General features: G+C 61.1%; 20 protein-coding genes. 16 read left to right on the forward strand and 4 right to left on the reverse strand.

Annotated elements, in window-relative coordinates; translation table 11 throughout:
* Nucleotides 1–40 precede the first annotated feature (40 nt).
* On the forward strand, nt 41–1,861 hold the full coding sequence (gene typA / locus BLV67_RS10765; RefSeq protein WP_003217997.1) for a translational GTPase TypA: 1,821 nt from the start codon (nt 41–43) through the stop codon (nt 1,859–1,861).
* A 348-nt stretch (nt 1,862–2,209) separates the two neighbouring features.
* On the opposite strand, the gene BLV67_RS10780 is transcribed toward typA, so the two are convergent.
* On the reverse strand, nt 2,210–2,644 hold the full coding sequence (locus BLV67_RS10780) for a YkgJ family cysteine cluster protein (RefSeq protein WP_017138625.1): 435 nt from the start codon (nt 2,642–2,644) through the stop codon (nt 2,210–2,212).
* Nucleotides 2,645–2,880: 236 nt separating this feature from the next.
* Between BLV67_RS10780 and BLV67_RS10785 the strand changes: the two genes are divergently transcribed.
* From BLV67_RS10785 to BLV67_RS10800, 4 genes are all read left to right on the forward strand, one after another.
* A complete protein-coding gene (locus BLV67_RS10785) occupies nt 2,881–5,331 on the forward strand; it encodes a glycogen/starch/alpha-glucan phosphorylase (RefSeq protein WP_069786772.1) in 2,451 nt (816 codons plus the stop codon).
* A gap of 170 nt (nt 5,332–5,501) precedes the next feature.
* Nucleotides 5,502–9,026 carry a DUF2339 domain-containing protein gene (locus tag BLV67_RS10790; protein ID WP_069786773.1) on the forward strand — a complete coding sequence of 1,175 codons (3,525 nt, stop codon included), beginning with the start codon at nt 5,502–5,504 and terminating at the stop codon, nt 9,024–9,026.
* A complete protein-coding gene (locus BLV67_RS10795; RefSeq protein ID WP_069786826.1) occupies nt 9,026–10,369 on the forward strand; it encodes a DUF3999 domain-containing protein in 1,344 nt (447 codons plus the stop codon). Before BLV67_RS10790 ends, BLV67_RS10795 begins: the two co-directional genes overlap by 1 nt.
* 96 nt (nt 10,370–10,465) lie before the next feature.
* Nucleotides 10,466–11,476: a class 1 fructose-bisphosphatase gene (locus BLV67_RS10800; RefSeq protein WP_003237460.1), complete on the forward strand. Its 1,011-nt coding sequence runs from the start codon at nt 10,466–10,468 to the stop codon at nt 11,474–11,476.
* A gap of 57 nt (nt 11,477–11,533) precedes the next feature.
* Here the strand turns inward: BLV67_RS10800 and BLV67_RS10805 are convergent, their stop codons facing one another.
* Entirely contained in the window at nt 11,534–11,857 is a 324-nt protein-coding gene (locus tag BLV67_RS10805) for a type II toxin-antitoxin system RelE/ParE family toxin (RefSeq protein ID WP_065930791.1), read from the reverse strand.
* Entirely contained in the window at nt 11,854–12,126 is a 273-nt protein-coding gene (locus BLV67_RS10810; RefSeq protein ID WP_065930790.1) for a type II toxin-antitoxin system Phd/YefM family antitoxin, read from the reverse strand. Before BLV67_RS10810 ends, BLV67_RS10805 begins: the two co-directional genes overlap by 4 nt.
* 221 nt (nt 12,127–12,347) lie before the next feature.
* On the opposite strand from BLV67_RS10810, the gene BLV67_RS10815 reads away from it, so the two are divergent.
* Nucleotides 12,348–12,602: a hypothetical protein gene (locus BLV67_RS10815; RefSeq protein ID WP_017849914.1), complete on the forward strand. Its 255-nt coding sequence runs from the start codon at nt 12,348–12,350 to the stop codon at nt 12,600–12,602.
* 30 nt (nt 12,603–12,632) lie between these two features.
* Nucleotides 12,633–13,202, forward strand: coding sequence for a lipocalin family protein (locus tag BLV67_RS10820; RefSeq protein WP_028615380.1), 570 nt, complete (start codon nt 12,633–12,635; stop codon nt 13,200–13,202).
* Between the two features lie 118 nt (nt 13,203–13,320).
* Here BLV67_RS10820 and BLV67_RS10825 read toward each other — a convergent pair whose 3' ends face one another.
* Nucleotides 13,321–14,685 (reverse strand): formimidoylglutamate deiminase, encoded by a 1,365-nt coding sequence (locus tag BLV67_RS10825; protein WP_065930789.1) that lies wholly within the window; start codon nt 14,683–14,685, stop codon nt 13,321–13,323.
* Nucleotides 14,686–14,832: 147 nt separating this feature from the next.
* Here BLV67_RS10825 and hutC point away from each other — a divergent pair, with 147 nt between their 5' ends.
* The 9 genes from hutC to hutH all read left to right on the forward strand — a co-directional run bounded on the left by hutC (nt 14,833) and on the right by hutH (nt 25,655).
* Nucleotides 14,833–15,543 carry a histidine utilization repressor gene (hutC, locus tag BLV67_RS10830; RefSeq protein ID WP_017738808.1) on the forward strand — a complete coding sequence of 237 codons (711 nt, stop codon included), beginning with the start codon at nt 14,833–14,835 and terminating at the stop codon, nt 15,541–15,543.
* On the forward strand, nt 15,540–16,100 hold the full coding sequence (locus BLV67_RS10835) for a HutD/Ves family protein (protein ID WP_069786774.1): 561 nt from the start codon (nt 15,540–15,542) through the stop codon (nt 16,098–16,100). Before hutC ends, BLV67_RS10835 begins: the two co-directional genes overlap by 4 nt.
* 305 nt (nt 16,101–16,405) lie before the next feature.
* Nucleotides 16,406–18,109, forward strand: coding sequence for a urocanate hydratase (gene hutU, locus BLV67_RS10840; protein ID WP_069786775.1), 1,704 nt, complete (start codon nt 16,406–16,408; stop codon nt 18,107–18,109).
* Nucleotides 18,110–18,217: 108 nt separating this feature from the next.
* Entirely contained in the window at nt 18,218–19,663 is a 1,446-nt protein-coding gene (locus BLV67_RS10845; protein ID WP_017138615.1) for a purine-cytosine permease family protein, read from the forward strand.
* A gap of 69 nt (nt 19,664–19,732) precedes the next feature.
* Complete coding sequence (locus BLV67_RS10850; protein ID WP_069786776.1) at nt 19,733–20,698, forward strand: ABC transporter substrate-binding protein; 966 nt, start codon at nt 19,733–19,735, stop codon at nt 20,696–20,698.
* Nucleotides 20,699–20,770: 72 nt separating this feature from the next.
* A complete protein-coding gene (locus tag BLV67_RS10855; RefSeq protein WP_017138613.1) occupies nt 20,771–21,622 on the forward strand; it encodes an ABC transporter permease in 852 nt (283 codons plus the stop codon).
* Nucleotides 21,619–22,443 carry a quaternary amine ABC transporter ATP-binding protein gene (locus BLV67_RS10860; RefSeq protein ID WP_065930786.1) on the forward strand — a complete coding sequence of 275 codons (825 nt, stop codon included), beginning with the start codon at nt 21,619–21,621 and terminating at the stop codon, nt 22,441–22,443. Before BLV67_RS10855 ends, BLV67_RS10860 begins: the two co-directional genes overlap by 4 nt.
* Before the next feature lie 131 nt (nt 22,444–22,574).
* Nucleotides 22,575–24,098 (forward strand): HAL/PAL/TAL family ammonia-lyase, encoded by a 1,524-nt coding sequence (locus BLV67_RS10865; protein ID WP_069786777.1) that lies wholly within the window; start codon nt 22,575–22,577, stop codon nt 24,096–24,098.
* Nucleotides 24,099–24,116: 18 nt separating this feature from the next.
* Nucleotides 24,117–25,655 (forward strand): histidine ammonia-lyase, encoded by a 1,539-nt coding sequence (gene hutH, locus BLV67_RS10870; protein WP_141722710.1) that lies wholly within the window; start codon nt 24,117–24,119, stop codon nt 25,653–25,655.
* Nucleotides 25,656–25,673 lie beyond the last annotated feature (18 nt).

Consider the following 25,673-nt stretch of genomic DNA (forward strand, 5'->3'; position numbering starts at 1 on the left):
GACCTGTCAGCACACCGAATCCTCTGATCGAGATACACAAGTGATCGAAAATCTACGTAACATCGCCATCATTGCTCACGTTGACCATGGTAAAACCACCCTGGTAGACAAACTCCTGCGTCAATCCGGCACCCTGGAGCGCAACGAGCTCAACGACGAGCGCGTGATGGACTCCAACGACCAGGAAAAAGAGCGCGGTATTACCATCCTGGCTAAAAACACCGCTATCAACTGGAACGGCTACCACATCAACATCGTGGATACCCCGGGCCACGCCGACTTCGGCGGCGAAGTAGAACGCGTAATGTCGATGGTTGACTCCGTTCTGCTGCTGGTTGACGCCCAAGACGGCCCTATGCCGCAAACCCGTTTCGTGACCAAGAAGGCTTTCGAAGCCGGCCTGCGTCCGATCGTGTGCATCAACAAGGTTGACCGTCCAGGCGCGCGTCCGGACTGGGTTCTGGACCAGATCTTCGACCTGTTCGACAACCTGGGTGCTACCGAAGAACAGCTGGACTTCAAAGTGGTCTACGCCTCGGCCCTGAACGGCATTGCCGGTCTGGAACACACCGACATGGCTGAAGACATGACCCCGCTGTACCAGTCGATCGTCGACAACGTACCGGCACCAAAAGTTGACCGTGAAGGCCCGTTCCAGATGCAAATCTCGGCACTGGACTACAACAGCTTCCTGGGTGTTATCGGTGTTGGCCGTATCGCGCGTGGTAGCGTCAAGCCGAACACCCCAGTTGTCGCCATCGGCGCCGACGGCAAGAAGCGTAACGGTCGTATCCTCAAGCTGATGGGTCACCACGGTCTGCACCGTATCGACGTTGAAGAAGCGTTCGCTGGCGACATCGTGTGCGTGAGCGGTATGGACTCGCTGTTCATCTCCGACACCCTGTGCCAGCCGGACAACGTTGAGGCGATGAAGCCTCTGACCGTTGACGAGCCAACCGTTTCCATGACCTTCCAGGTAAACGACTCGCCTTTCTGCGGTAAAGAAGGCAAGTTCGTGACTTCCCGTAACATCAAGGAACGTCTGGACAAAGAGCTGCTGTACAACGTTGCTCTGCGCGTTGAAGAAGGCGACTCGGCTGACAAGTTCAAGGTTTCCGGCCGTGGTGAGCTGCACCTCTCGGTACTGATCGAAACCATGCGTCGCGAAGGCTTCGAAATGGGCGTTGGTCGTCCTGAAGTGATCATCCGTCAGGTTGACGGCGTGAAGCAGGAACCGTTCGAAAACGTAACCATCGACACCCCTGAAGAATCCCAGGGCAAGGTCATGGAAGAGATGGGCCTGCGTAAGGGCGACCTGACCAACATGGTGCCGGATGGCAAAGGCCGTGTACGTCTGGAATACAACATCCCTGCTCGTGGTCTGATCGGTTTCCGTAACCAGTTCCTGACCCTGACCAACGGTGCTGGCATCCTGACCTCGATCTTCGATCGCTACGACACCATGAAGTCCGGCGACATGTCCGGCCGTCAGAACGGTGTTCTGGTATCGGTAGAAACCGGCAAGGCGCTGACCTACTCCCTGGAAACCCTCCAGGCACGTGGCAAGCTGTTCGTTGAACACGGTCAAGAGATCTACAACGGTCAGATCGTTGGTTTGAACAGCCGTGACAACGACATGGGCGTTAACCCAACCAAAGGCAAGAAGCTCGACAACATGCGTGCTTCGGGTAAAGACGAAACCATCGCTCTGGTCCCACCTGTTCGCTTCACCCTGGAACAGGCCCTGGAATTCATCCAGGACGACGAGCTGTGCGAAGTCACGCCTAAGTCGATCCGCCTGCGTAAGAAGATCCTGGACGAAGGCGAGCGTACCCGCGCTGCCAAGAAAGCCAAGAACTGAGTTAACTCAGGCTGAATGAAAAACGCCCCCGGTCGAAAGGCCGGGGGCGTTTTTTTATGCCTGATCGTTCCCACGCTCTGCGCGGGAATGCCGCTTGGGACGCTCCGCGTCCCGCTTTTAAGGGCGGACGCAGAGCATCCAGGGCTGCATTCCCACGCGGAGCGTGGGAACGATCATCAGAGAACTGAGTTAACTCGGGCTGAATGAAAAACGCCCCCGGTGCCTGATCGTTCCCACGCTCTGCGTGGGAATGCCGCTTGGGACGCTCCGCGTCCCGCCTTTAAGAGCGGACGCAGAGCGTCCAGGGCTGCGTTACCACGCGGAGCGTGGGAACGATCTTCACGATCATCAGAACTTGTCGAGGGTCCGCAAATTGGTCTCGCGCACCACTTCTTTGGGCTTGTACGCGCAATACCCCGGCCGTGGCCCGATTTTCGGGTGGTTGCGGCAGGTATCCGGGCGCTTGTCATAAATAGTGCAGAAGCGCGTCTTACGATCCAGGTACAGGCAGTCGTTGTTGCTCATGCGCTGGAGGGTAAAGATCTCGGATTTGTTGTTGTAGCGCTCGACGATGCCTTCCTTCTGCAAACGCTTGGCGATGTTCTTCGGCGGGTCGCCGCGCTCGAACTCATCGACGATGCCAATGCGGATCAGGTCCTTGATCTTCACCTCGACCGGCAGCGTGCAGCAGCTGGACACGCAGCCGCCGCACATGTGGGCGGAATATTTCTGCCAGGTCTCTAGACGGTCGAGTTCCGCGGCGGCGATCAGTTGAGGCTTCATCAAGGTTCCAAGGTGGGGCTGTATCCGGGCGCGCGATCATACCGGGATTGGTGGTTTTTTGAACAATATTTTGCAGATTTCATCTCCAACGGTGCAGGGGTGAAAAGCAGGCACGGCCCCTGCATCAATTTCCGGCAATGGTGAATGAGTTAAAAAACTGCCGAACCAGCACGTCTACCGTCTGTCAGACCGACTAGGCTCTAGCAACTCCTTCAATCTCGCCCGAGGTCGCACCGATGTCTCAGGAACCGCTTGCACGAGAAGCAGAGGTAGCCGCATTCCGCGATGCTGTCTTGACCAAACTCACTTACGCGGTGGGCAAGGACCCGGATCACGCCTTCGACCACGACTGGTTCGAAGCCATTGCCCTGGCCGCACGCGACCAGATGGTCGACCACTGGATGAACCACACGCGGCGCATCTACCGCAAAGGCCAGAAGCGGGTGTATTACCTCTCGCTGGAATTCCTGATCGGCCGTTTGCTCTACGACAGCCTGAGCAACCTGGGTGTGTTGGAGATTGCCCGCGAAGCCCTGTCCGAGCTGGGCGTGGACCTGGAGCGCATCCGCCTGCTGGAGCCCGACGCGGCGCTCGGCAACGGTGGCCTGGGCCGCCTGGCCGCGTGCTTTATGGAAAGCATGTCGACCCTGGGCATTGCCGGCCACGGCTATGGCATCCGCTATGAACACGGCCTGTTCCGCCAGGCGATCGTCGACGGCTGGCAGCAGGAGCAGACCGAACGCTGGCTGGATTTCGGCAACCCGTGGGAGTTCGAGCGCGCCGAAGTGATCTACCCGATCGGCTTTGGCGGCAGCGTCGAAACCCTGGCGGACGCCTCCGGCAAAATGATCCAGGTATGGACGCCCAACGAAACCGTGCGCGCAGTGGCGTACGACACGCCGGTGGTCGGCTGGCGCGGTGCCAGCGTGAACACCCTGCGCCTGTGGCGTGCCCGTGCGGTAGAAGACCTGCACCTGGAGCGCTTCAACGCTGGTGACCACTTGGGCGCCGTCGCGGAAGTGGCCCGCGCCGAAAGCATCTCCCGAGTGCTTTACCCGGCCGACAGCACCGAAGCAGGGCAGGAATTGCGCCTGCGCCAGGAATACTTTTTCGTCTCCGCCTCGCTGCAAGACTTGCTGCGCCGCCACAAGAACATGCACGGCTCGGTCCTCAGCCTGGGCGAACACGCCGCGATTCAGCTCAACGACACGCACCCGTCCATCGCCGTGGCTGAGCTGATGCGCCAACTGGTCGACCTGCATGACATCCCGTGGGAAGCCGCGTGGGATGTGACGGTTGAAACCCTTTCCTATACCAATCACACCTTGTTGCCCGAAGCGTTGGAAACCTGGCCTGTCGGTTTGATGGAACGCATGCTGCCTCGGCATATGCAGATCATCTACCTGATCAACGCCCAGCACATCGACTCGCTGCGCGCCAAGGGCATCCACGATTTCGACGTATTGCGCGCCGTGTCCCTGATCGAAGAAGACAATGGCCGCCGCGTGCGCATGGGTAACCTGGCGTTTCTGGGCTCCCACAGCGTCAACGGCGTTTCCGGGCTGCACACCCAGTTGATGCGCAGCACGGTGTTCTCTGAAATGCACAAGCTGTACCCGGAGCGCATCAATAACAAAACCAACGGCATTACCTTCCGCCGCTGGCTGTACCAGGCCAACCCCAAGCTCACCGAGATGCTTGTGGAAGCCCTTGGCCCGGACCTTCTCGACAAGCCCGAAGAACGCCTGGTGGAACTGGAGCCGTTCGCCGAGAAGCAGGCGTTCCGCAAAGCCTTCGCCGAACAGCGCCTGCACAGCAAGAGGGCACTGGCCGAGATCATCCACGAGCGCCTGGGCATTTCGGTGAACCCGGCGGCGATGTTCGACGTGCAGGTCAAGCGGATTCACGAATACAAACGCCAGTTGCTGAACCTGCTGCACACCGTGGCCTTGTACCAGGCAATCCGCGCCGAGCCAGGCACCGATTGGGTGCCGCGCGTGAAAATTTTCGCGGGCAAGGCGGCCGCCAGCTATCACCAGGCCAAGTTGATCATCAAGTTGACCAACGACATCGCCCGTACCGTGAACAACGACCCGACCGTGCGCGGCTTGCTCAAGGTGGTGTTTCTGCCCAACTACAACGTCAGCCTGGCGGAAAGCATTATTCCGGCGGCGGATTTGTCGGAGCAGATTTCCACCGCCGGTTTTGAGGCGTCGGGCACCAGCAACATGAAGTTCGGCCTTAACGGCGCGCTGACCATCGGCACCATGGACGGCGCCAACGTGGAGATGCACGAGCGCGTGGGCGCCGAGCATATGTTTATCTTCGGCCTCAGCGCCCAGCAGGTCGAAGCCCGCAAGCACGCCGGTGAGTTCAACGCGGGGCCGGACATTGCCGCCTCCCATCGCCTGAACGATGTGCTGCAAGCGATCCGTGGCGGGGTGTTCTCGCCGGATGATCCGGGCCGCTATGTGGGTTTGGTCGACGGGCTGATCGACTACGACCGCTTCCTGGTATGCGCCGACTTTGACGCCTACTGGGACGCCCAGGCGCGGGTCGAGGCGCATTGGCATGATTCCAAGGCCTGGTGGCGCTCGGCGGTGCTCAATACGGCGCGCATGGGCTGGTTCAGCTCGGACCGTACCATCCGCGAATACGCCACCGAGATCTGGAAAGCCCTCGACTAAACACCGCAAGACAAAGTGTGGGAGCGGGCTTGCTCGCGAACGCGGAGGGTCAGTTAACAAATATGTCGACTGGCACCCCGCTTTCGCGAGCAAGCCCGCTCCCACATTAGCTTTGCGTCGATATACTAGGCCCCGGTTTGCCCGCCTCGGGCTGCTTAGGGATATCGACCATGCAATGGATTTTCATGCTGATTGGCCTGGCGCTCGGTTGGGCGTTCGATGAGTCGTTTTCGGACGCCGGCATCGGTGCATTGCTGGGCTTGGGCATTGGCCAGGCGATTCGCCTGTCCAGGCTGTCGGCCCAGGCGGAGCAACAAGCGCGTCAGTTGGAAACCACGCAGAAGGCGCTGATCGCCCTGGGCGAACGCTTGCGCCAGTTGGAGGTGCCGACGCCGACCCGCAACGAAATCGTCGAACCCCTCATCCCTGAGCCCGCACTTGTTGTTGAAAGGCCCGAGCTTGTCTGGGAGTTGCCCGCCGAACTGGCGCCTGTCGCCATGACGGCCGAGGCCAGCCAGCCGTTGCCGGATGACGTCTGGGCCCAGGCGCCGGCGCCGACGCCGGCCGCCGCGCCGAAAGAACCTGCTATCCCCCGTGGCCCCAACCTGATCGAGCGCGCCATCGGCGGCGCACGCAATTGGCTGTTCGGCGGCAACACTGTGCTGCGCGTTGGCGTGGTGCTGCTGTTTCTTGGCCTGGCCTTTTTGCTGCGTTATGCCACCGAAGGCGTGGTGGTGCCGATTGAACTGCGTTATGCCGGGGTTGCCGCTGCCGCCATCGGCCTGTTGGGCCTGGGTTGGTGGCTGCGGCTGCGCAACAGCAATTACGGCCTGATGCTGCAAGGCACCGGGATCGCCGTGTTGTACCTGACGGTGTTTGCCGCGATGCGCTTGCACCCCTTGATCGACCCGAGCGCCGCATTGGGCCTGCTGGTGGCGGTCACGGTGTTCTCGGCCATCCTGGCGATCACCCAGGATGCCCTCGGCCTGGCGTGCGCCGCAGCGCTGGGTGGGTTTGCCGCGCCGATTCTGACCTCAACCGGCGCCGGCAACCATGTGGCGCTGTTCAGTTACTTTGCCTTGCTCAACGCCGGCATTCTGGCCATCGCGTGGTTCAAGGCCTGGCGCCTGCTCAACCTGATCGGATTTGTCGGCACCTTCGGCATAGGCTTCGCCTGGGGCATGCGCTCCTACACGCCGGAACTGCTGTGGAGCACCGAGCCGTTCCTGATCCTGTTTTTCCTGATGTACCTGGCCATCGGCCTGTTGTTCGCCCGCCGCAAGCTGCAAGAGGTGGGCGATGCGCCCGAAGGCCGTGAGGCGCTGCTGCGCTGGTCGGCGGCCAAGGGTGATTATGTCGATGGCAGCATGCTGTTCGGCCCGCCGTTGGCAGGCTTTGGCTTGCAGCTCGCCGTGGTGCAGCACCTGGAGTTTGCCGCTGCATTCAGTGCACTGGGTTTAGGCCTTATCTACATGGGCCTGGCGCGGCTGCTGAGTGGCGGGCGCGCCTTGCTGCTGGCCGAAACTTGCCTGGCGCTGGGCGTGATCTTTGCCAGCCTGGCGATTCCGCTGGGCCTCGACGCGCGCTGGACGGCGGCGGCCTGGGCGGTGGAGGGGGCCGGTATCTTCTGGCTCGGCTTGCGTCAGCAGCGGCCGTTGGCTCGCGCGTTTGGCCTGTTGTTACAGTTGGGGTCGGCGCTGGCGTTCCTCAGTGAACTGCGCGTTGGCGAGTTGACCCTGCTCGACGGTGCCCCATTGGGCGCGCTGTTGCTGGGCGCAGCGCTGTTGTTCAGCTTCGATCAGTTGCGCAAGGCCTCGACGGAACAAGCCGCGGGCTGGGAGCGCAACGGCCTGCCCGTGCTGGCGAGCCTGGGCCTGACCTTTTTGTACCTGCTTGCGCCGTTGTTGTTGCTGACCCAAGGCACCGCCATCAGTTGGGCAATCGCCGGTCTGCTGACATTGTTTGTCGGCCTGCGCATCGGCTCGCGCACCTTCCTGTTCGCTGCCTTCGGTGTGCAATTGCTCGGCGGGGCGTTGTTCCTCCTGCGTCTTCAAGGCGGTGATGGGGCCGCGGTATTCAGTGCCGGCTGGACCGGCTTGTTGACCGCCTCGTTGATCGGCCTGGCGTTGGTCGGCGGCATGCTGTTGGCCGCGCGCGATGACCTGGTGCGCAGCGATGTGCGGCTGTTGCGCGGGTTGTCGGTGGTGCTGCTGGCCGGCTTGGTGTTGATCAACCTCGCGGTGCTGTTTGTACTGCCATGGGAAAGCGCCAGCGGCGTATGGGCGGCCAGTGGCTTGCTGATCATCTGGTTGAGCCTGTACCTGCAACAACGCGTGAGTTTCGTGTTTGGTTTGCTGCTGCAAATAGTGGGTGGTGCCTCGTTCCTGTTGGCGGTGCCGCAGTTGCTCGGGCCGTTGAGCAGCGAGGGCTTGCGCCCCTTGGCGCACAGCGGTTTCTGGACGCCGATGGTGCTGGGCCTGGCGGCAATGGTGGGCGCCTGGCGCTTGCAACGTGAGCCGCAGGCGCCGGTGTTTGCCGTGTTGAAATTGCAACGCCTGTCCGACCTGCTGCTGGTGTGGGGCGCGGCCTGGTGGGCATTGGCGTTGATCGGCGAAGTGCTGCGGTTTATCCCGCAGGCGCTGCAAGGCGCATTTTTGCTCGGTATAGCGGCGGTGAGCGTGGCGATCTGGGCGCTGTTGGCCGCACGTTTGCGCTGGGCATCTCTGGGCATGCTGTGCGCCTTGCTGATGCCGGCGGCGGGCGTGGTGTTGCTGGTGTCTGCCCATGATTACTACCACCCGGCGGCGCAGTACGGCTGGCTGGCGTGGTTGGCGGTGTTTGGGGTGCATTTCATCGCGCTGCGCCGTTTGGCGGCGGTGGTGCCGGGCACGGTAGTGAGCATCGCTCATGTGCTCGGCTGCTGGATGTTGATCGGTGTGTTGGCGCTGGAGCTGCGTTACGGCCTGTTGCTGCTGTCGAGCGAGTACAACGCCTGGCGTTGGCTGGGTTGGGCGATCCTGCCAAGCCTGTACCTGGTGCTGGCGGCGGCACCGCGCAGCTGGCCGTGGCCGGTGTCGGCCTACCCGCGTGAATACCGTGTGCTGGCCGCGTTGCCGCTGGCGGTATTGATGCTCGGCTGGTTCTGGTTGGCGAACATCTTCAGCGACGGCACGGCGAAACCGCTGCCGTACGTGCCATTGCTCAACCCGTTGGACGTGGGCCTGCTGTTCGCATTGCTGGGTATTTACCTGTGGTCGCGCAGCGTGGCGCCGCAGCGCGGGCCGCGTGCAGAGCTGATCGCCCAAGGTGTCGCGGGGGCTTCGCTGTTTGCCTTCTTCACGGCCTTGGTGATGCGCACCGCCCACCATTGGGTGGGCGTGCCGTTCCAGCTGGAGGCCTTGCTGGCGTCCATGTGGGTGCAGGCCGGCCTGTCGCTGGTCTGGACCCTGATCGCCCTGGGCCTGATGATCGGCGGCCACCTGCGCCATCGTCGCGAAGTGTGGCTGATCGGCGCGGCGTTGATTGCGGTGGTGGTCGCCAAGCTGTTCTTTGTCGAGCTGAGTAACCGTGGCGGGCTGGCGCGGATCGTGTCGTTTATTGGTGTGGGCGGGCTGTTGCTGGTGGTGGGTTACTTTGCACCGCTGCCGCCCAAACGCGTCGAGCCGGTGTTGGAAACTGAAGGAGCATCCTCTTGATCGGTAAGTTGAGCGTGATTGCGTTGGGCATGTGTTCGACGTTGTCGGTGTGGGCGCAAGAGACGCCCGCCGACTTCACCACACAGGTGCCGTTGGCGGTCAGTGGCAACGGGCCGTGGTATCGCCTGGCGTTGCCGCTGTCGGTGCAATTGAGCGCGCGCCAGGCGGATCTTGGTGATGTGCGCGTGTTCAATGCCGCCGGCGAGCCCCAGGCTTACGCGCTGTCGCGCCAGTCCGCGCAACGCACCGAAAGCCGCGACGTGACGGATGTGAAGTGGTTCCCGCTGTACGCCGCCGACACCCGTGAAAGCGTGTCGGATGTGGTGATGAAGTCCACTGCCGAAGGCACCTTGCTGCAAGTGCTGCCGCCTAAAACCGGCGCGCAAGTGTTGCGTGGCTGGGTGCTGGACGCCAGTTCGATCAAGGCGCCGTTGCAGCAGTTGAGCCTGGACTGGAGCCGCGAGCAGGACGGTTTCCAGCGTTTCAGCATTGAAGCCAGTGATGACTTGCAGCACTGGCAGGCGTGGGGCGATGGGCAAGTGGCGCGCTTGTCGTTTGCCGACGAGCGTGTCGAGCAGCATGACGTGAGCTTGCCGGGGCAAACGGCGCGTTATCTACGCCTGGTGTGGCAAGGGCAGGCGGCACCGCAGTTGACGTCGGCCAAACTGGTCAGCGCGACCAGCAGCAGCTTGCCGCTGCCGTTGGTGTGGTCGCAGCCGCTGTCGGGTACGCGGCTCAAGGCCGGTGAATACAGCTGGCAGCTGCCGACGGGGCTGCATGTGGAGCGCTTGCGCGTCGAGCTCAAGCAGCCCAACACGCTGGCGCCCGTGACGTTGGCGGGGCGGCGGGAAGCCAATCAGGCCTGGCAGCCGTTGAGCAATGGCTTGTTGTATCGCCTGACCCAGAATGGCCAGGACGTGGTGCAGGATGAATTGCAATTGCCTGGCGTGGCCGTGGGTGAGCTCAAGTTGCAGGTGGACGAGCGCGGCGGCGGCCTGGGCGTGGAAGCGCCGGCATTGCGTTTTGCTGTGCGCGCCACGCAGTTGGTGTTCCTGGCGCGCGGTGAGCCGCCGTTTACCCTGGCGTTGGGCAACCCGTCGGTAAAGGCCGCTAACTTGCCGCTGTCGACGCTGATTCCCGACTACAGCGCCGAGCGTATCAAGACCTTGGGGCAGGCCACGGTCACAGGCGACGTGACGGTCAAATCGCCTGCGATTGCCGTTTCGCCCGAAGCGGGCACCGACTGGAAGAAACTCGGCCTGTGGGCCGTGCTCCTGCTGGGTGTGGCGGCGCTAGGGGCGATGGCCTACAGTTTGTTGCGTGCACCGGCGGCCAAGCCGTGAACTCTATTGGGGTTAAATCCTCTGATTAGAGGAAATAACCCTCGACTCGCGTTAAACTGCGCGGGTTTTTAAGCCCCCCATTTTCCGGAGCCTTCCATGTCCCGCGTTACCCTGAGTCGCTATTTGATCGAGCAGACCCGCAGCAACAACACGCCTGCCGATCTGCGCTTCCTTATCGAAGTGGTGGCGCGTGCTTGCAAGGAAATCAGCCACGCCGTGTCCAAAGGCGCACTCGGTGGTGTTCTGGGCAGCATGGGCACTGAAAACGTCCAAGGCGAAGTGCAGAAGAAGCTCGATGTGATTTCCAACGAAATCCTGCTCGAAGCCAACGAATGGGGCGGTCACCTGGCCGGCATGGCGTCCGAAGAAATGGACAACGCCTACCAGATCCCGGGCAAGTACCCGAAGGGCGCGTATCTGCTGGTGTTCGACCCACTGGACGGCTCGTCCAACATCGACATCAACGCACCGGTCGGCACCATCTTCTCGGTACTGCGCTGCCCGAATGAATACCTGAGCCAGAACGAAGCCCTGAACGAAAAGGCCTTCCTGCAGCCAGGCACCGAGCAGGTGGCTGCCGGCTACGCCATCTACGGCCCGCAGACCATGCTGGTGCTGACCCTGGGCGACGGCGTTAAAGGCTTCACCCTGGACCGCGAAATGGGCAGCTTCGTGCTGACCCACGAAGACATCACTATTCCGGCTTCCACCCAGGAATTTGCCATCAACATGTCCAACCAACGTCACTGGGAAGAGCCCGTGACCCGCTACGTGGGCGAGTTGATGGCCGGCGAAGAAGGCCCGTTGAAGAAGAACTTCAACATGCGCTGGGTCGCTGCGATGGTGGCGGACGTGCACCGCATCCTGACCCGTGGTGGCCTGTTCATGTACCCACGTGACAGCCGCGAACCTTCCAAGCCGGGCAAGCTGCGCTTGATGTACGAAGCCAACCCGATGTCGTTCCTGGTTGAGCAAGCAGGCGGCGCGTCCACCGACGGCCACCAGCGCATCCTCGACATCCAGCCGGAAGGCCTGCACCAGCGCGTGGCGGTGTTCCTGGGTTCGAAGGAAGAAGTTGAGCGTGTGACGGCTTATCACAAGAAGTAAAAATTTGTGATGATCAAAAAGCCCCGAAATGCTTTCAGCGTTTCGGGGCTTTTTTATTTACTGGATAAGATTTTTCAGCAGCAGTGCCTGCAAGTTTTTTCGAGTGTCGGCGATGATGTGGACATAGATGGTTTGTTCACGGATTTCGTAGATGATCCGGTTCATGCCACTCACCACTTGGCGATACTGGCTCATATTCAGCCGCTCGATTTCTTCCGGTATCGAGCCTGCATAAGGCTGAGTTTCGAGGCGGCGCATAGCTTGTTTCAACGATTCAAAGGTCGTTTGCCAGGTTGACGCAGAGAATTGTCGAATGAGGTATGACTTGATGTCTTTAAGGTCGTTCTTTGCTGAGTGAAGAATCACAACCCTGAACGTCATTGAGCGTCGTCCTTGTCCAGCTCTGCGAATACGTCCTCCATATCCTCAAACTGGCCTGATTCAATCTGTCGATTACCCAAGGCCAAAAGCTTTAACAAGGCCATGGTTTCCGCCTGTTCTTCAAAGCTCTTCACGTCCATCACCACCAGCTTTGCCTCACCGTTTTGAGTGATAACCAGCGGTTCGCGGCTTTCTGTGAGGGTTTTGACGATCTCGGCCGTATGGCTTTTCAGGTAGCTGATCGGTTTTATCTGGGATGAGAATTTCACGGGTAAGCCCTTGCTCGATGTTGGACCGATATTAGTCTTTATTTGGTCTTGTCGTAGCGCTGGACTGATGAAAGGTTGAGGTTTTGCGTTCGAAAAGGCGCTGCAAAGGACCCGTGCGCAGAAAAAAGAAATACCACCCCCTATCGGGAACCAGACACCCCTTTTCCCTTCTAAGCTTCTGGCAGATACCCCAGCTGCTTTGTCTCTCCAGGAGCTTTTCCATGTCTTTACGCCGTCTCGCTTTGCTGGCTTTTTGCGTGCTGTTAGCCGCGTGCAGCAAGGTCAATCAAGAAAATTACGCAAAGCTGTCGGCTGGCATGGCCAAGGCCGAGGTGGAGTCGTTGCTGGGTAAGCCGACCGATTGTTCCGGTGCGCTGGGCATGTCCAGTTGCACGTGGGGCGATAAAAACAGCTTTATCAGCGTGCAGTACGCCGGTGACAAAGTTCTGATGTTTTCCGGGCAAGGCCTGAAGTAAACCGGGGCGCGAGCCTGCGGGAGAAGAAGAATGATGCGTTTTGTTTTGTTTCTTTGCGCCAGTCTGTTTTTGGCGGGCTGCGCCAGCCATTCTGGCGATGATCTGCAACCCAAGACCGCGAGCAACGTCAACCTCAAGCGTTACCAGGGCACCTGGTATGAGTTGGCCCGATTGCCGATGTACTTCCAGCGCAACTGCGCGCAGTCCGAAGCTCGCTACACCCTGTTGCCGGATGGCGACATGTCGGTGTTCAACCGCTGCCTGACTACAGAGTGGAAGTGGGAAGAAGCCAAGGGCACGGCCACGCCGCAAGTGCCGGGCAAGACCGACAAGCTCTGGGTGGAATTCAATAACTGGTTCACGGCGCTGCTGCCGGGCGTCGCCAAGGGCGATTACTGGGTGCTGTACGTGAGTGATGACTACAAGACTGCCATCGTCGGCAGCCCGAGCCGACGCTACATGTGGATCTTGTCGCGCACCCCGACGGTGAGTGCCGACACCCGCGAAGACCTGCTGAGCAGGGCGCGCCAGCAGGGTTATGACACCACGCGGTTGATCTGGCGTACGTCGGACAAACAGATGGCGAAGACTTCGCAATAAACCTGAGAGTACCGCCGATCAAAAATGTGGGAGCGGGCTTGCTCGCGAATACGGAGTGTCAGTCGACAGATAAGTTGGCTGATCCACCGCTTTCGCGAGCAAGCCCGCTCCCACATTTTTAACCGAGCAAGTCTTTCAATACTTGGGTGAACGCCCGGCTGCTGTCTTCTTCGCCGGCATGATGCCCATCGCGCACCACCCACTTGCCGTTGACCAGCACATCGCGCACTTGGCGATCACCACCGGCGAACAGCCAGCGATTGAGAATCCCATCCTCGGTCGCCGTCGCCAGGTACGGGTCATTGCCATCCAGCACAATCCAATCTGCCCGCTTGCCCACTTCCAACCGACCAATCGGCTGCCCCAACGCTTGGGCGCCGCCGTCGAGTGCAGCATCGAACAACGTGCGGCCAACCATCGGCTGATCACTGCGATACAGACGGTTGCGCCGCTGGTCCCGCAGGCGCTGGCCATATTCGAGCCAACGCAATTCCTCCACCACGCTCAGTGACACATGGCTGTCGGAACCGATACCCATGCGCCCGCCTTGAGCGAGGAAATCCACCGCCGGGAAAATCCCATCGCCCAGGTTGGCTTCGGTGGTCAGGCACAAGCCGGCGATTGCCCGGCTCTTGGCCATTTGCGTGACTTCATCGGCGTCGGCATGGGTGGCGTGCACCAGGCACCAACGCTCATCCACTTCCACATTGTCATACAGCCATTGCAGCGGGCGTTTGCCGCTCCAGGCCAGGCAGTCATCGACTTCTTTTTGCTGCTCGGCAATGTGGATATGCACCGGGCACGCCTTGTCACTGGCGGCCAGCACAGCGTTGATCTGTTCGGGTGTGACGGCACGCAACGAGTGGAAACACAGGCCCAACTGCTGCGCTGGCTGCGCCGCCAGAATGGGTTTCAGGCGTGCTTGCAGGTCCAGGTAATCTTCGGTGCTGTTGATAAAGCGCCGCTGGCCGTCATTCGGCGCCTGGCCACCAAAACCGGAGTGGGTGTAGAGCACTGGCAGCAACGTCAGGCCGATGCCACTGCTGGCCGCCGCCTGGCTGATCTGCCGCGACAGCTCCGTGCGATCGGCATACGCCTGGCCGCTGACGTCGTGGTGCACATAATGAAACTCGGCCACCGAGGTGTAGCCGGCCTTGAGCATCTCGATATACAGCTGGCGGGCGATGACCTGCAATTGCTCGGGGTTGATCTTGCCGACCATGCGGTACATCAAGTCGCGCCAGGTCCAGAAGCTGTCATTCGGGTTGCCGGCCACTTCGGCCAAACCGGCCATGGCGCGCTGGAACGCATGGGAGTGCAGGTTGGGCATGCCCGCCAAAACCGGGCCTCTGAGCCGTTCGGCGTGGTCTGCGCTGGCATTGGGCTCAACCTGGGTCAGCACGCCATCGGCGCTGACTTCAAAGCGTACATCGTTGGCCCATCCATTAGGCAGCAGCGCGCGTTCGGCAAAGAAAGCGGACATGATCAAGGCACCCCGGTCGTGTGTTTATTTGTATATACATATACAGACGTTTGCCTGCTCGGTAAACTCCGGCAATCTATGCATCTTTTCCCCCTGCAAGGATTCCCTGTGCCGACTCCGCCCGCCAAGTCTTCGCTGGCTGCCCACATGGACGAAAGTCCGGCGCCCTTGTATGCCCGCGTCAAACAGATGATCAGCCAGCAGATTCTCAACGGCAACTGGCCGCCCCATTACCGCGTGCCGTCCGAGAGCGAACTGGTCAGCCAGTTAGGCTTCAGCCGCATGACCATCAACCGCGCCCTGCGCGAACTCACCGCCGAAGGTTTGCTGGTGCGCATGCAAGGCGTCGGCACCTTCGTCGCTGAGCCCAAGAGCCAGTCGGCGCTGTTTGAAGTACACAACATTGCCGATGAGATCGCCTCGCGCGGTCATCGCCATACCTGCCAGGTTATTCACCTGGGCGAAGAGGCCGCCGGTTCCGAGCGCGCCGTGGCCCTGGAAATGCGTGAAGGCGGGCGGGTGTTTCACTCGCTGATCGTGCATTTTGAAAACGATATTCCCGTGCAAATCGAAGACCGCTTCGTCAACGCCCTGGTGGCGCCGGAATACCTGCAACAGGATTTCACCCAGCAAACGCCGTACGCCTACCTCAACCAGGTCGCGCCACTGACCGAGGGCGAGCATGTGGTTGAAGCCATCCTCGCCGACGCCGCCGAGTGCAAGCTGTTGCAGATCGAGCCGAGCGAGCCCTGCCTGTTGATTCGCCGCCGCACCTGGTCCGGCCGCCAGCCGGTCACCGCCGCGCGTTTGATCCACCCCGGTTCCCGTCATAGCCTGGAAGGACGTTTCAGTAAATGAGTGCAGTGAACGTCTGGCGCGCCACCGATTACATCCGCATGCCGTGGAAAAACGGCGGCGGCAGCACCGAAGAAATCACCCGTGACGCAGGCACTGGCCTGGATGGCTTTGGCTGGCGCTTGTCGATTGCCGATATTACCGAGTCGGGCGGGTTTTCTACCTTCGCCGGCTACCAGCGCGTGATCACGGTGATCAAGGGCGCGGGTATGGTCCTGACCGTAGATGGTGAAGAGCAGCGCGGGTTGTTACCGTTGCAAGCGTTTGCGTTCAAGGGTGAGAGTGAAGTGTCTTGCCGCTTGATCACCGGGCCGATCCGCGATTTCAACCTGATCTACTCGCCAGAGCGTTACCACGCACGCTTTCAATGGATTGATGGCGCGCAGCGGTTTTTCAGCACGGCGCACACGGTGTTGGTGTTCAGCGTGGCGGATGAGGTGAAGGTGCTGGGTGAAAAGCTCGGCCATCACGATTGCCTGCAAATCGACGGTAACACGGGCTTGCTGGATATCGCCGTCAGCGGCCGCAGCTGCATTATCGAACTGACCCAACTCGGTTAAAAAACTGCTCCCACATTTGCTTTTCATTGTTCATAAGAGCTGTTTCCAGCCGCGCACCAATTTGTTACCGAATGCCCCAGCTTGGCGCAATGCCAGGCAATCGTTAGCAATTTCCCCGTCCGCAAACTCCCTCTGTAAGAAATTTCAACAAGCCTGGAAGCCTTAATTTCCAAGGCTTTCACACGCCTCCCCAAAAAATCTCACACGCTCCCTCACCAAGTTGGCCGCTTGATTGCATATGCTTGTACATACAAGTAAAGATGTGTGCGTAAGACTCTCCTTCGCACCATCAATGTTCGCGCACCATGCCGAGGAGTCCAGCTGTGACCGATTTTTCGAAAGCCAAGCCTACTAAATACCGTGACGTCGAAATCCGTGCCGCTCGCGGTAACAAGCTCACCGCCAAAAGCTGGCTGACTGAAGCACCGTTGCGCATGCTGATGAACAACCTTGATCCGCAAGTGGCCGAGAACCCGAAAGAATTGGTGGTGTACGGTGGTATCGGCCGTGCGGCGCGCAACTGGGAGTGCTACGACCAGATCGTCGAGAGCCTCACTAACCTGAATGACGACGAGACCCTGCTGGTGCAATCCGGCAAGCCGGTCGGCGTGTTCAAGACCCACAGCAACGCTCCGCGCGTGCTGATCGCCAACTCCAACCTGGTGCCGCACTGGGCCAGTTGGGAGCACTTTAACGAACTGGATGCCAAGGGCCTGGCCATGTACGGCCAGATGACCGCCGGCAGCTGGATCTACATCGGCAGCCAGGGCATCGTGCAGGGCACCTACGAAACCTTCGTCGAAGCCGGCCGCCAGCATTACAACAGCGACCTCACCGGCCGCTGGGTCCTCACCGCCGGCCTCGGCGGCATGGGCGGCGCTCAGCCGTTGGCTGCGACCCTGGCTGGCGCCTGCTCGCTGAACATCGAGTGCCAGCAGGTCAGCATCGATTTTCGTCTGGCCAGCCGTTATGTCGACGAGCAAGCCACCGACCTCGACGACGCCCTGGCGCGTATCGCCAAATACACCCAGGAAGGCAAGGCCATCTCCATCGCCTTGCTGGGCAACGCGGCCGAAATCCTGCCGGAACTGATCAAGCGCGGCGTGCGCCCGGACATGGTCACCGACCAGACCAGCGCCCACGACCCACTCAACGGCTACCTGCCGGCCGGCTGGACCTGGGACGAATACCGCGCCCGCGCCAAGACCGAGCCGGCTGCCGTGATCAAGGCCGCCAAGCAGTCGATGGCCGTGCACGTCAAAGCCATGCTGGAATTCCAGAAGCAAGGCATTCCGACCTTCGACTACGGCAACAACATCCGCCAGATGGCCCAGGAAGAAGGCGTAGAAAATGCCTTCGACTTCCCGGGTTTTGTGCCGGCCTACATCCGCCCACTGTTCTGCCGTGGCATCGGCCCGTTCCGCTGGGCTGCGCTGTCGGGCGACCCGCAAGACATCTACAAGACCGACGCCAAAGTCAAAGAGCTGATCCCGGACGACGCGCACCTGCACAACTGGCTGGACATGGCCCGCGAGCGCATCAGCTTCCAGGGCTTGCCGGCACGTATCTGCTGGGTTGGCCTGGGCCAGCGCGCCAAGCTTGGCCTGGCGTTCAACGAAATGGTACGCAGTGGCGAGCTGTCGGCGCCGGTGGTGATCGGCCGTGACCACCTCGACTCCGGCTCGGTCGCCAGCCCCAACCGCGAAACCGAAGCCATGCAGGACGGCTCCGACGCCGTGTCCGACTGGCCACTGCTCAACGCCCTGCTCAACACCGCAAGTGGCGCGACCTGGGTGTCGCTGCACCACGGCGGCGGCGTGGGCATGGGCTTCTCCCAGCACTCGGGCATGGTGATCGTCTGCGACGGCACCGACGAAGCGGCTGAGCGCATTGCCCGCGTACTGCACAACGACCCGGCCACCGGAGTGATGCGTCACGCCGATGCCGGTTACCAGATCGCTATCGATTGCGCCAAGGAGCAGGGCCTCAACCTGCCGATGATCAAGTAACGGCTGGCCTGGTTCCTGTGGGAGCCAGCTCCCACATTTGCCCTGCTGTGTACACAAGACATGTTTCACCCGCACCACCGAAAAACAATCCATCAGAGGTTGAACACCATGGCTGCAAATGACACCACCCCGTTGATCGAAAGGCGTTCGATCGACTACATCCCGGAAGCGGAAAGACACGGTCGTCTATTGAGCCAGTTCACCCTGTGGATGGGGGCCAACCTGCAAATCACCGCGATTGTCACCGGGGCCTTGGCCGTGGTGCTCGGCGGTGATGTGTTCTGGTCGTTGATCGGTCTGTTGATCGGCCAACTCATCGGCGGCGGCGTCATGGCGTTGCATGCGGCGCAAGGGCCAAAGCTTGGTCTGCCACAGATGATCTCCAGCCGGGTGCAGTTCGGCGTTTATGGTGCAGCCATTCCGATTGTGCTGGTTTGTTTGATGTACCTCGGTTTCACCGCGACCGGGACCGTGCTGTCGGGGCAGGCGCTGGGCCAGTTGTTCGGGGTCAGCGACAGCGTCGGTATCCTGATTTTTGCCAGCGTGATCGTACTGGTCACCGTACTGGGTTACCGGGTGATCCACTTTATTGGGCGTGTCGCCAGCGTCATTGGCGTGATCGCCTTTGTCTATCTGTTCAGCCGTTTGATGAGCCAGACCGACGTTGGCGCGCTTTTGCAGATTCGCCACTTCAGCTGGAGCAGTTTCCTGCTGGCGGTGTCGCTCGCGGCCTCCTGGCAGATCGCCTTCGGCCCTTACGTGGCGGACTATTCACGTTACCTGCCAAGCAAAACATCTTCGCTGAAAACCTTTTTCGCCGCCGGTGCGGGTTCAGTCATTGGTGCTCAGGTGGCGATGGTCCTTGGCGTGTTTGCCGCGGCCATGTCCAACGGGCAATTTGCCGGTCACGAAGTCGCCTACATCGTCGGGTTAAGTGGTACGGGCGCCACCGCTGCGCTGCTGTACTTCAGCATCGCGTTCGGCAAGGTCACCATCTCTACCCTGAACTCCTACGGCAGCTTCATGTGCATTGCCACCATCGTCAGCGGCTTCCGTGGTCGCCTGGAGGTCACGCGCCTGCAACGTCTGGTGTTCGTGCTGGTGATTGTCGGCACTGCAACCCTGATCGCGTTGCTCGGCCAGCACTCGTTCCTCGGTGCGTTCAAGTCTTTCATTCTGTTTCTACTGGCGTTCTTCACGCCGTGGAGTGCGATCAACCTGGTGGATTACTACTGCATCACCCGCGAGCGCTATGACGTACCGGCCTTGGCCGACCCGAACGGCCGTTACGGTCGCTGGAACCTGCTGGGTATCAGCGTCTATGTGTTCGGCGTGCTGGTGCAGTTGCCGTTCATCTCGACCAAGTTCTACACCGGCCCCCTGGTTGCCGCGCTGGGTGATGTGGATATCTCCTGGATCATCGGCCTGGTACTGCCTGCGGCCCTGTATTACGTGTGTGCGAAAAAATGGCACGGCACAGTGCCCGATCAACTGATCCTGCCAATAGAGCAGGGCGCTGCACCAACGACAAACGGGCTGGCTGCACAAGCCTGATGGGACGTGGACAGGGCAGGATGCCTACTGACTGCCGTAATCCATTTCAAGATTGGGAGCGTCACAACAATGAAGATGAATAAAACCCTGCTGGCCACCGTGTTATCTGCAGGCTTGCTGGCCTCTGCCGGCGCCCAGGCGGCGGGTTGGTGCGAGTTCGGCAAACCGGTGAAATTCGCCGGGCTGAACTGGGAAAGCGGCATGTTGCTCACCGACATCCTGCAAACCGTGCTGGAGAAAGGCTACGGCTGCAAAACCGACAGCTTGCCGGGCAACTCCATCACCATGGAAAACGCCCTGAGCAGCAACGACATCCAGGTGTTCGCCGAAGAGTGGGTAGGCCGCAGCGAAGTCTGGAACAAGGCCGAGAAGGCCGGCAAAGTCGTTGGCGTTGGCGCGCCCGTTGTCGGTGCCGTCGAAGGCTGGTACGTGCCGCGTTACGTGATCGAAGGCGACGCCAAGCGCAAGCTGGAGCCCAAGGCGCCGGACCTGAAAAACATCGCCGACCTGGCCAAATACGCCTCGGTGTTCAAGGACCAGGAAGAACCGTCCAAAGGCCGCTTCTACAACTGCCCGGCCGGCTGGACCTGTGAGCTGGACAACAGCGAGATGCTCAAAAGCTATGGCCTGGAAAGCACCTACACCAACTTCCGCCCTGGCACCGGCCCGGCGTTGGATGCCGCTGTGCTGTCGAGCTACAAGCGTGGCGAGCCGATCCTGTTCTACTACTGGTCACCCACCCCGCTCATGGGCCAGGTTGATCTGGTCAAGCTGGAAGAAAAGCCCGGTGTGGATAAAAGCGTGAGCATCAAGGTCGGCCTGTCCAAGACCTTCCACGAGCAAGCGCCTGAACTGGTAGCGGTGCTGGAAAAGGTCAACCTGCCGATCGACCTGCTTAACCAGAACCTCGGTCGCATGGCCAAAGAGCGGATTGAGTCGCCAAAACTGGCGAAAATTTTCCTCAAGGAACATCCTGAAGTCTGGCACGCATGGGTGAGCGACGACGCAGCCAAGAAAATCGACGCGGCCTTGTAGGTCAAGGGTGTCCGGCTACCCTGAGGGGTTAGCCGGGCACACGGCCACAACCCACTGGATCGAGAGCACGCTATGTTTCCTGAGAGTTTTACGTTTTCCATCGCCGACTGGGTCAACGGTTGGGTGGACTCACTGGTCACCAACTACGGTGATGTGTTTCGGCACATCTCCGACACGCTGTTATGGGCCATCGTCAACCTGGAAGGCTTGCTCCGCGCAGCGCCCTGGTGGTTGATGCTCGCCATTGTCGGCGGCATCGCCTGGCACGCCACCCGCAAGGTGGTGACCACGGCGGTGATCGTCGGTCTGCTGTTCCTGGTGGGCGCGGTCGGCCTGTGGGACAAGCTGATGCAAACCCTGGCGCTGATGATGGTCGCCACGGTGATCTCGGTGCTGATCGGCATTCCGCTGGGCATCCTGTCGGCACGCAGCAATCGCCTGCGTTCGGTATTGATGCCGCTGCTCGACATCATGCAAACCATGCCCAGCTTCGTGTACTTGATCCCGGTGCTGATGCTGTTTGGCCTGGGCAAGGTGCCGGCGATTTTCGCCACGGTGATCTACGCCGCGCCGCCGCTGATTCGCCTTACCGACTTGGGCATTCGCCAGGTCGACGGCGAAGTCATGGAAGCCATCAACGCCTTCGGTGCCAACCGCTGGCAGCAACTGTTTGGCGTGCAACTGCCGCTGGCGCTGCCGAGCATCATGGCGGGTATCAACCAGACCACCATGATGGCGTTGTCGATGGTGGTGATCGCCTCGATGATTGGCGCCCGTGGTCTGGGTGAAGACGTACTCGTCGGCATCCAGACCCTCAACGTCGGCCGTGGCCTCGAAGCCGGGCTGGCGATTGTGATTCTCGCAGTGGTCATCGACCGCATTACCCAGGCCTATGGTCGTCCACGGCATGAGGCGAGCAAATGACTACTGTCAGCAAAATTGAAGTTAAAAACGTCTTCAAGATTTTCGGCAACCGCTCCAAGGAAGCCCTGGCGCTGGTTGGTCAGGGCAAGACCAAGGACCAGGTACTGGCCGAGACCGGTTGCGTGGTCGGCGTGAACGACCTGTCACTGAGCATCGGCACCGGCGAGATCTTTGTGATCATGGGCCTGTCGGGTTCGGGCAAGTCCACCCTGGTACGCCACTTCAACCGTCTGATCGATCCTACCAGCGGCGCGATCCTGGTGGACGGCGAAGACATCCTGCAACTGGACATGGAAGCCCTGCGCCAATTCCGCCGCCACAAGATCAGCATGGTATTTCAGAGCTTCGGCTTGCTGCCCCACAAGAGCGTGCTCGACAACGTCGCCTACGGCCTCAAGGTGCGCGGCGAAACCCAGCAGGTGTGCGCCGAACGTGCGCTGCACTGGATCGAAACCGTGGGCCTGAAGGGCTACGAAAACAAATACCCGCACCAGCTTTCCGGCGGCATGCGCCAACGTGTCGGCCTGGCCCGCGCCCTGGCGGCGGACACCGACATCATCCTGATGGACGAAGCCTTCAGCGCCCTCGACCCGTTGATTCGCGCCGAGATGCAGGACCAGTTGCTGGAGCTGCAAAAGACCCTGCACAAAACCATCGTGTTCATCACCCACGACCTCGACGAGGCGGTGCGCATCGGCAACCGCATTGCGATCCTCAAGGACGGCAAGCTGATCCAGGTCGGCACACCGCGCGAGATTCTGCATTCGCCGGCGGATGAGTATGTGGACAGGTTTGTTCAGCGCCGGGCGGCGGTGGTGTAGCTGATCGTTCCCACGCTCTGCGTGGGAATGCATCCCGTGACGCTCCGCGTCACACCTGACAGCGGGACGCGGAGCGTCCCAGGCGGCGTTCCCACGCAGAGCGTGGGAACGATCAATTCAAGAGGCTCAAGATGTCCCAGGCAACAACAATCATCATCGCCGATGCCCCTCTGCGTTGGCAGGACGTGGTCGCCGTCGCCCGCCATGGCGCCGTGCTCGAACTTTCGGGCCACGCCTGGGCGCGCATCGACAATGCCCAGGCCATCGTGCAGCGCATCGTCACCAGCGGCGAACGCGCCTATGGTGTGAACACCGGCCTGGGCGCGCTGTGCAATGTGTCGCTCAAAGATGAACAACTCAGCCAGCTGTCGCGCAACACACTGCTGAGCCACGCCTGTGGCGTCGGCCCGGTGCTGAGCGACGAACAGACCCGCGCGATCATCTGCGCAGCCATCATCAACTACAGCCACGGCAAATCCGGGCTGCACCCGCAAGTGGTGCATTCGCTGCTGGCGTTGCTCAACCATGGCATCACGCCGCAAGTGCCGTCCCAGGGCTCGGTGGGCTACCTGACCCACATGGCCCACATTGGCGTGGCCTTGCTCGGGGTTGGTGATGTGAGCTATCGCGGCCAGATCGTGACGGCGCAAGCCGCATTAAAAGCCGAAGGTTTACCGCCTGTGGTGCTCGGCGCCAAAGACGGCCTGTGCCTGGTCAATGGCACGCCGTGCATGACCGGCCTGAGCTGCCTGGCCCTGGCTGACGCGCATCACCTGCTGCAATGGGCCGACGTGATCGGCGCCATGAGTTTCGAAGCCCAGCGTGGTCAGATCGACGCCTTCGACGAAGCCATCATCGCCCTCAAGCCCCACCCGGGCATGCAGCAAGTCGGCATCAACCTGCGCGCCTTGCTCGACGGCAGTGAAGTGATCGCCAGCAGCAAAGGCATCCGCACCCAGGACGCGCTGAGCATCCGCTCGATCCCGCAGATTCACGGCGCGGCACGTGATCAGGTTGAACACGCCACACGCCAGATCGAGACCGAACTCAACAGCGCCACCGACAACCCGCTGGTGCTCGGCACGCCGGACAACTACCGCGTGGTGTCCCAGGCCAACCCGCATGGGCAGTCTGTGGCGCTGGCGGCCGATATGCTCGCCATCGCCATGGCCGAAATCGGCTCGGTGGCCGAGCGTCGCCTGGACCGCCTGATCAACCCGCATGTCAGTGGCTTGCCGGCGTTTTTGGTCAGCAACCCTGGGGTCAACTCCGGGATGATGATCGTGCAGTACGTCGCCGCCTCGCTGTGCGGGCAAAACCGCCAGCTGGCCCAACCGGCGGTGCTCGACAATTTCGTCACCTCGGGCCTGCAGGAAGACCACTTGAGCATGGGCACCAACGCCGCGCTCAAGCTGCATCAGCTGTTGGCCAACGTCACCCAGATTCTCGCCATCGAGTACCTGTTGGCGGCCCAGGCGTTCGAGTTTTTGAAGGACCAGCGTTTCGGCGCGGGCACTGACAGTGCCTGGCGTCTGTTGCGTGAAAAGGTCCCACCTTACGAGCAGGACCGCTGGCTGGCGCCGGACATCGCGAGCACCGCCGCGCTGCTCAAGGACACCGCTTTGCTGCACCACGTATTACCTAATTTGCACTAAGAATAATTCACAAGGAGCATGAATGTGACTGCGCTAAATTTGATTCCAGGCCAACTGAGCCTTGCCCAACTGCGGGCCATCTACCAGCAGCCGGTAACCCTCAGTCTGGATGACAGCGCCACGGCGCAGATCGAAGCCAGTGTGGCCTGCGTGGAGCAGATTCTCGCCGAGAACCGCACCGCCTACGGCATCAACACCGGTTTCGGCCTGCTGGCCTCGACCCGCATCGCAAGCGTTGACCTGGAAAACCTCCAGCGTTCCCTGGTGCTGTCCCACGCCGCCGGCGTCGGTGAGCCGATCAGCGACGCGCTGGTGCGGCTGGTCATGGTGCTCAAGGTCAACAGCCTGAGCCGTGGGTTTTCCGGCATTCGTCGCCAGGTGATCGACGCGCTGATCGCACTGATCAACGCCGAGGTGTACCCGCACATTCCGCTCAAAGGGTCGGTCGGTGCTTCCGGCGACTTGGCGCCACTGGCGCATATGTCGCTGGTGCTGCTGGGCGAAGGCAAGGCGCGCTACAAGGGCGAATGGTTGGAAGCCACCGAAGCGCTGAAAGTGGCCGGCCTGACGCCGCTGACGCTCGCGGCCAAAGAAGGCCTGGCGCTGCTGAACGGCACCCAGGTGTCCACCGCCTATGCGCTGCGTGGCCTGTTCGAAGGCGAAGACCTGTTCGCCGGTGCGCTGGCATGCGGCGCGCTCACAGTGGAAGCGGTGCTCGGCTCGCGCTCGCCGTTCGACGCACGTATCCATGCCGCCCGTGGCCAGCGTGGGCAGATCGATGCGGCTGCGGCCTATCGCGACCTGCTCGGCGAGAGCAGCCAGGTGTCCCAGTCGCACCAGAACTGCGACAAAGTACAAGACCCGTATTCCCTGCGCTGCCAGCCGCAAGTCATGGGCGCCTGCCTGACCCAGTTCCGCCAGGCCGCCGACGTGCTGGTGGTAGAGGCCAATGCGGTGTCGGATAACCCGCTGGTGTTTGCTGCCGAAGGCGACGTGATCTCCGGCGGTAACTTCCACGCCGAGCCGGTGGCCATGGCTGCCGACAACATGGCGCTGGCGATCGCAGAAATCGGTTCGCTGAGCGAGCGTCGTATCTCGTTGATGATGGACAAGCACATGTCGCAACTGCCGCCGTTTTTGGTCGGCAATGGCGGGGTGAACTCCGGCTTCATGATCGCCCAGGTCACCGCTGCGGCGCTGGCCAGTGAGAACAAGGCGCTGGCGCATCCCCATAGCGTGGATAGCATCCCGACGTCGGCCAACCAGGAAGACCACGTGTCCATGGCCCCGGCTGCGGGCAAGCGCTTGTGGGAAATGGCTGAGAACACCCGTGGCGTACTCGCCGTCGAGTGGCTGGCGGCGTGCCAGGGCCTGGACCTGCGCGACGGTTTGAAAACTTCGGCCAAGCTGGAAAAAGCCCGCGCGATTCTGCGCGACAAAGTGGCGTTCTATGAAAAGGACCGCTTCTTCGCGCCAGACATCAACGCCGCCAGCGAACTGCTCGCCAGCCGCTGCCTGAACGAGCTGGTGCCGGCCAAGCTCCTGCCGAGCTTGTAACCGATCGTTCCCACGCTC

This window comes from Pseudomonas salomonii (assembly GCF_900107155.1).
GTDB classification, from domain to species: Bacteria; Pseudomonadota; Gammaproteobacteria; order Pseudomonadales; family Pseudomonadaceae; genus Aquipseudomonas; species Aquipseudomonas salomonii.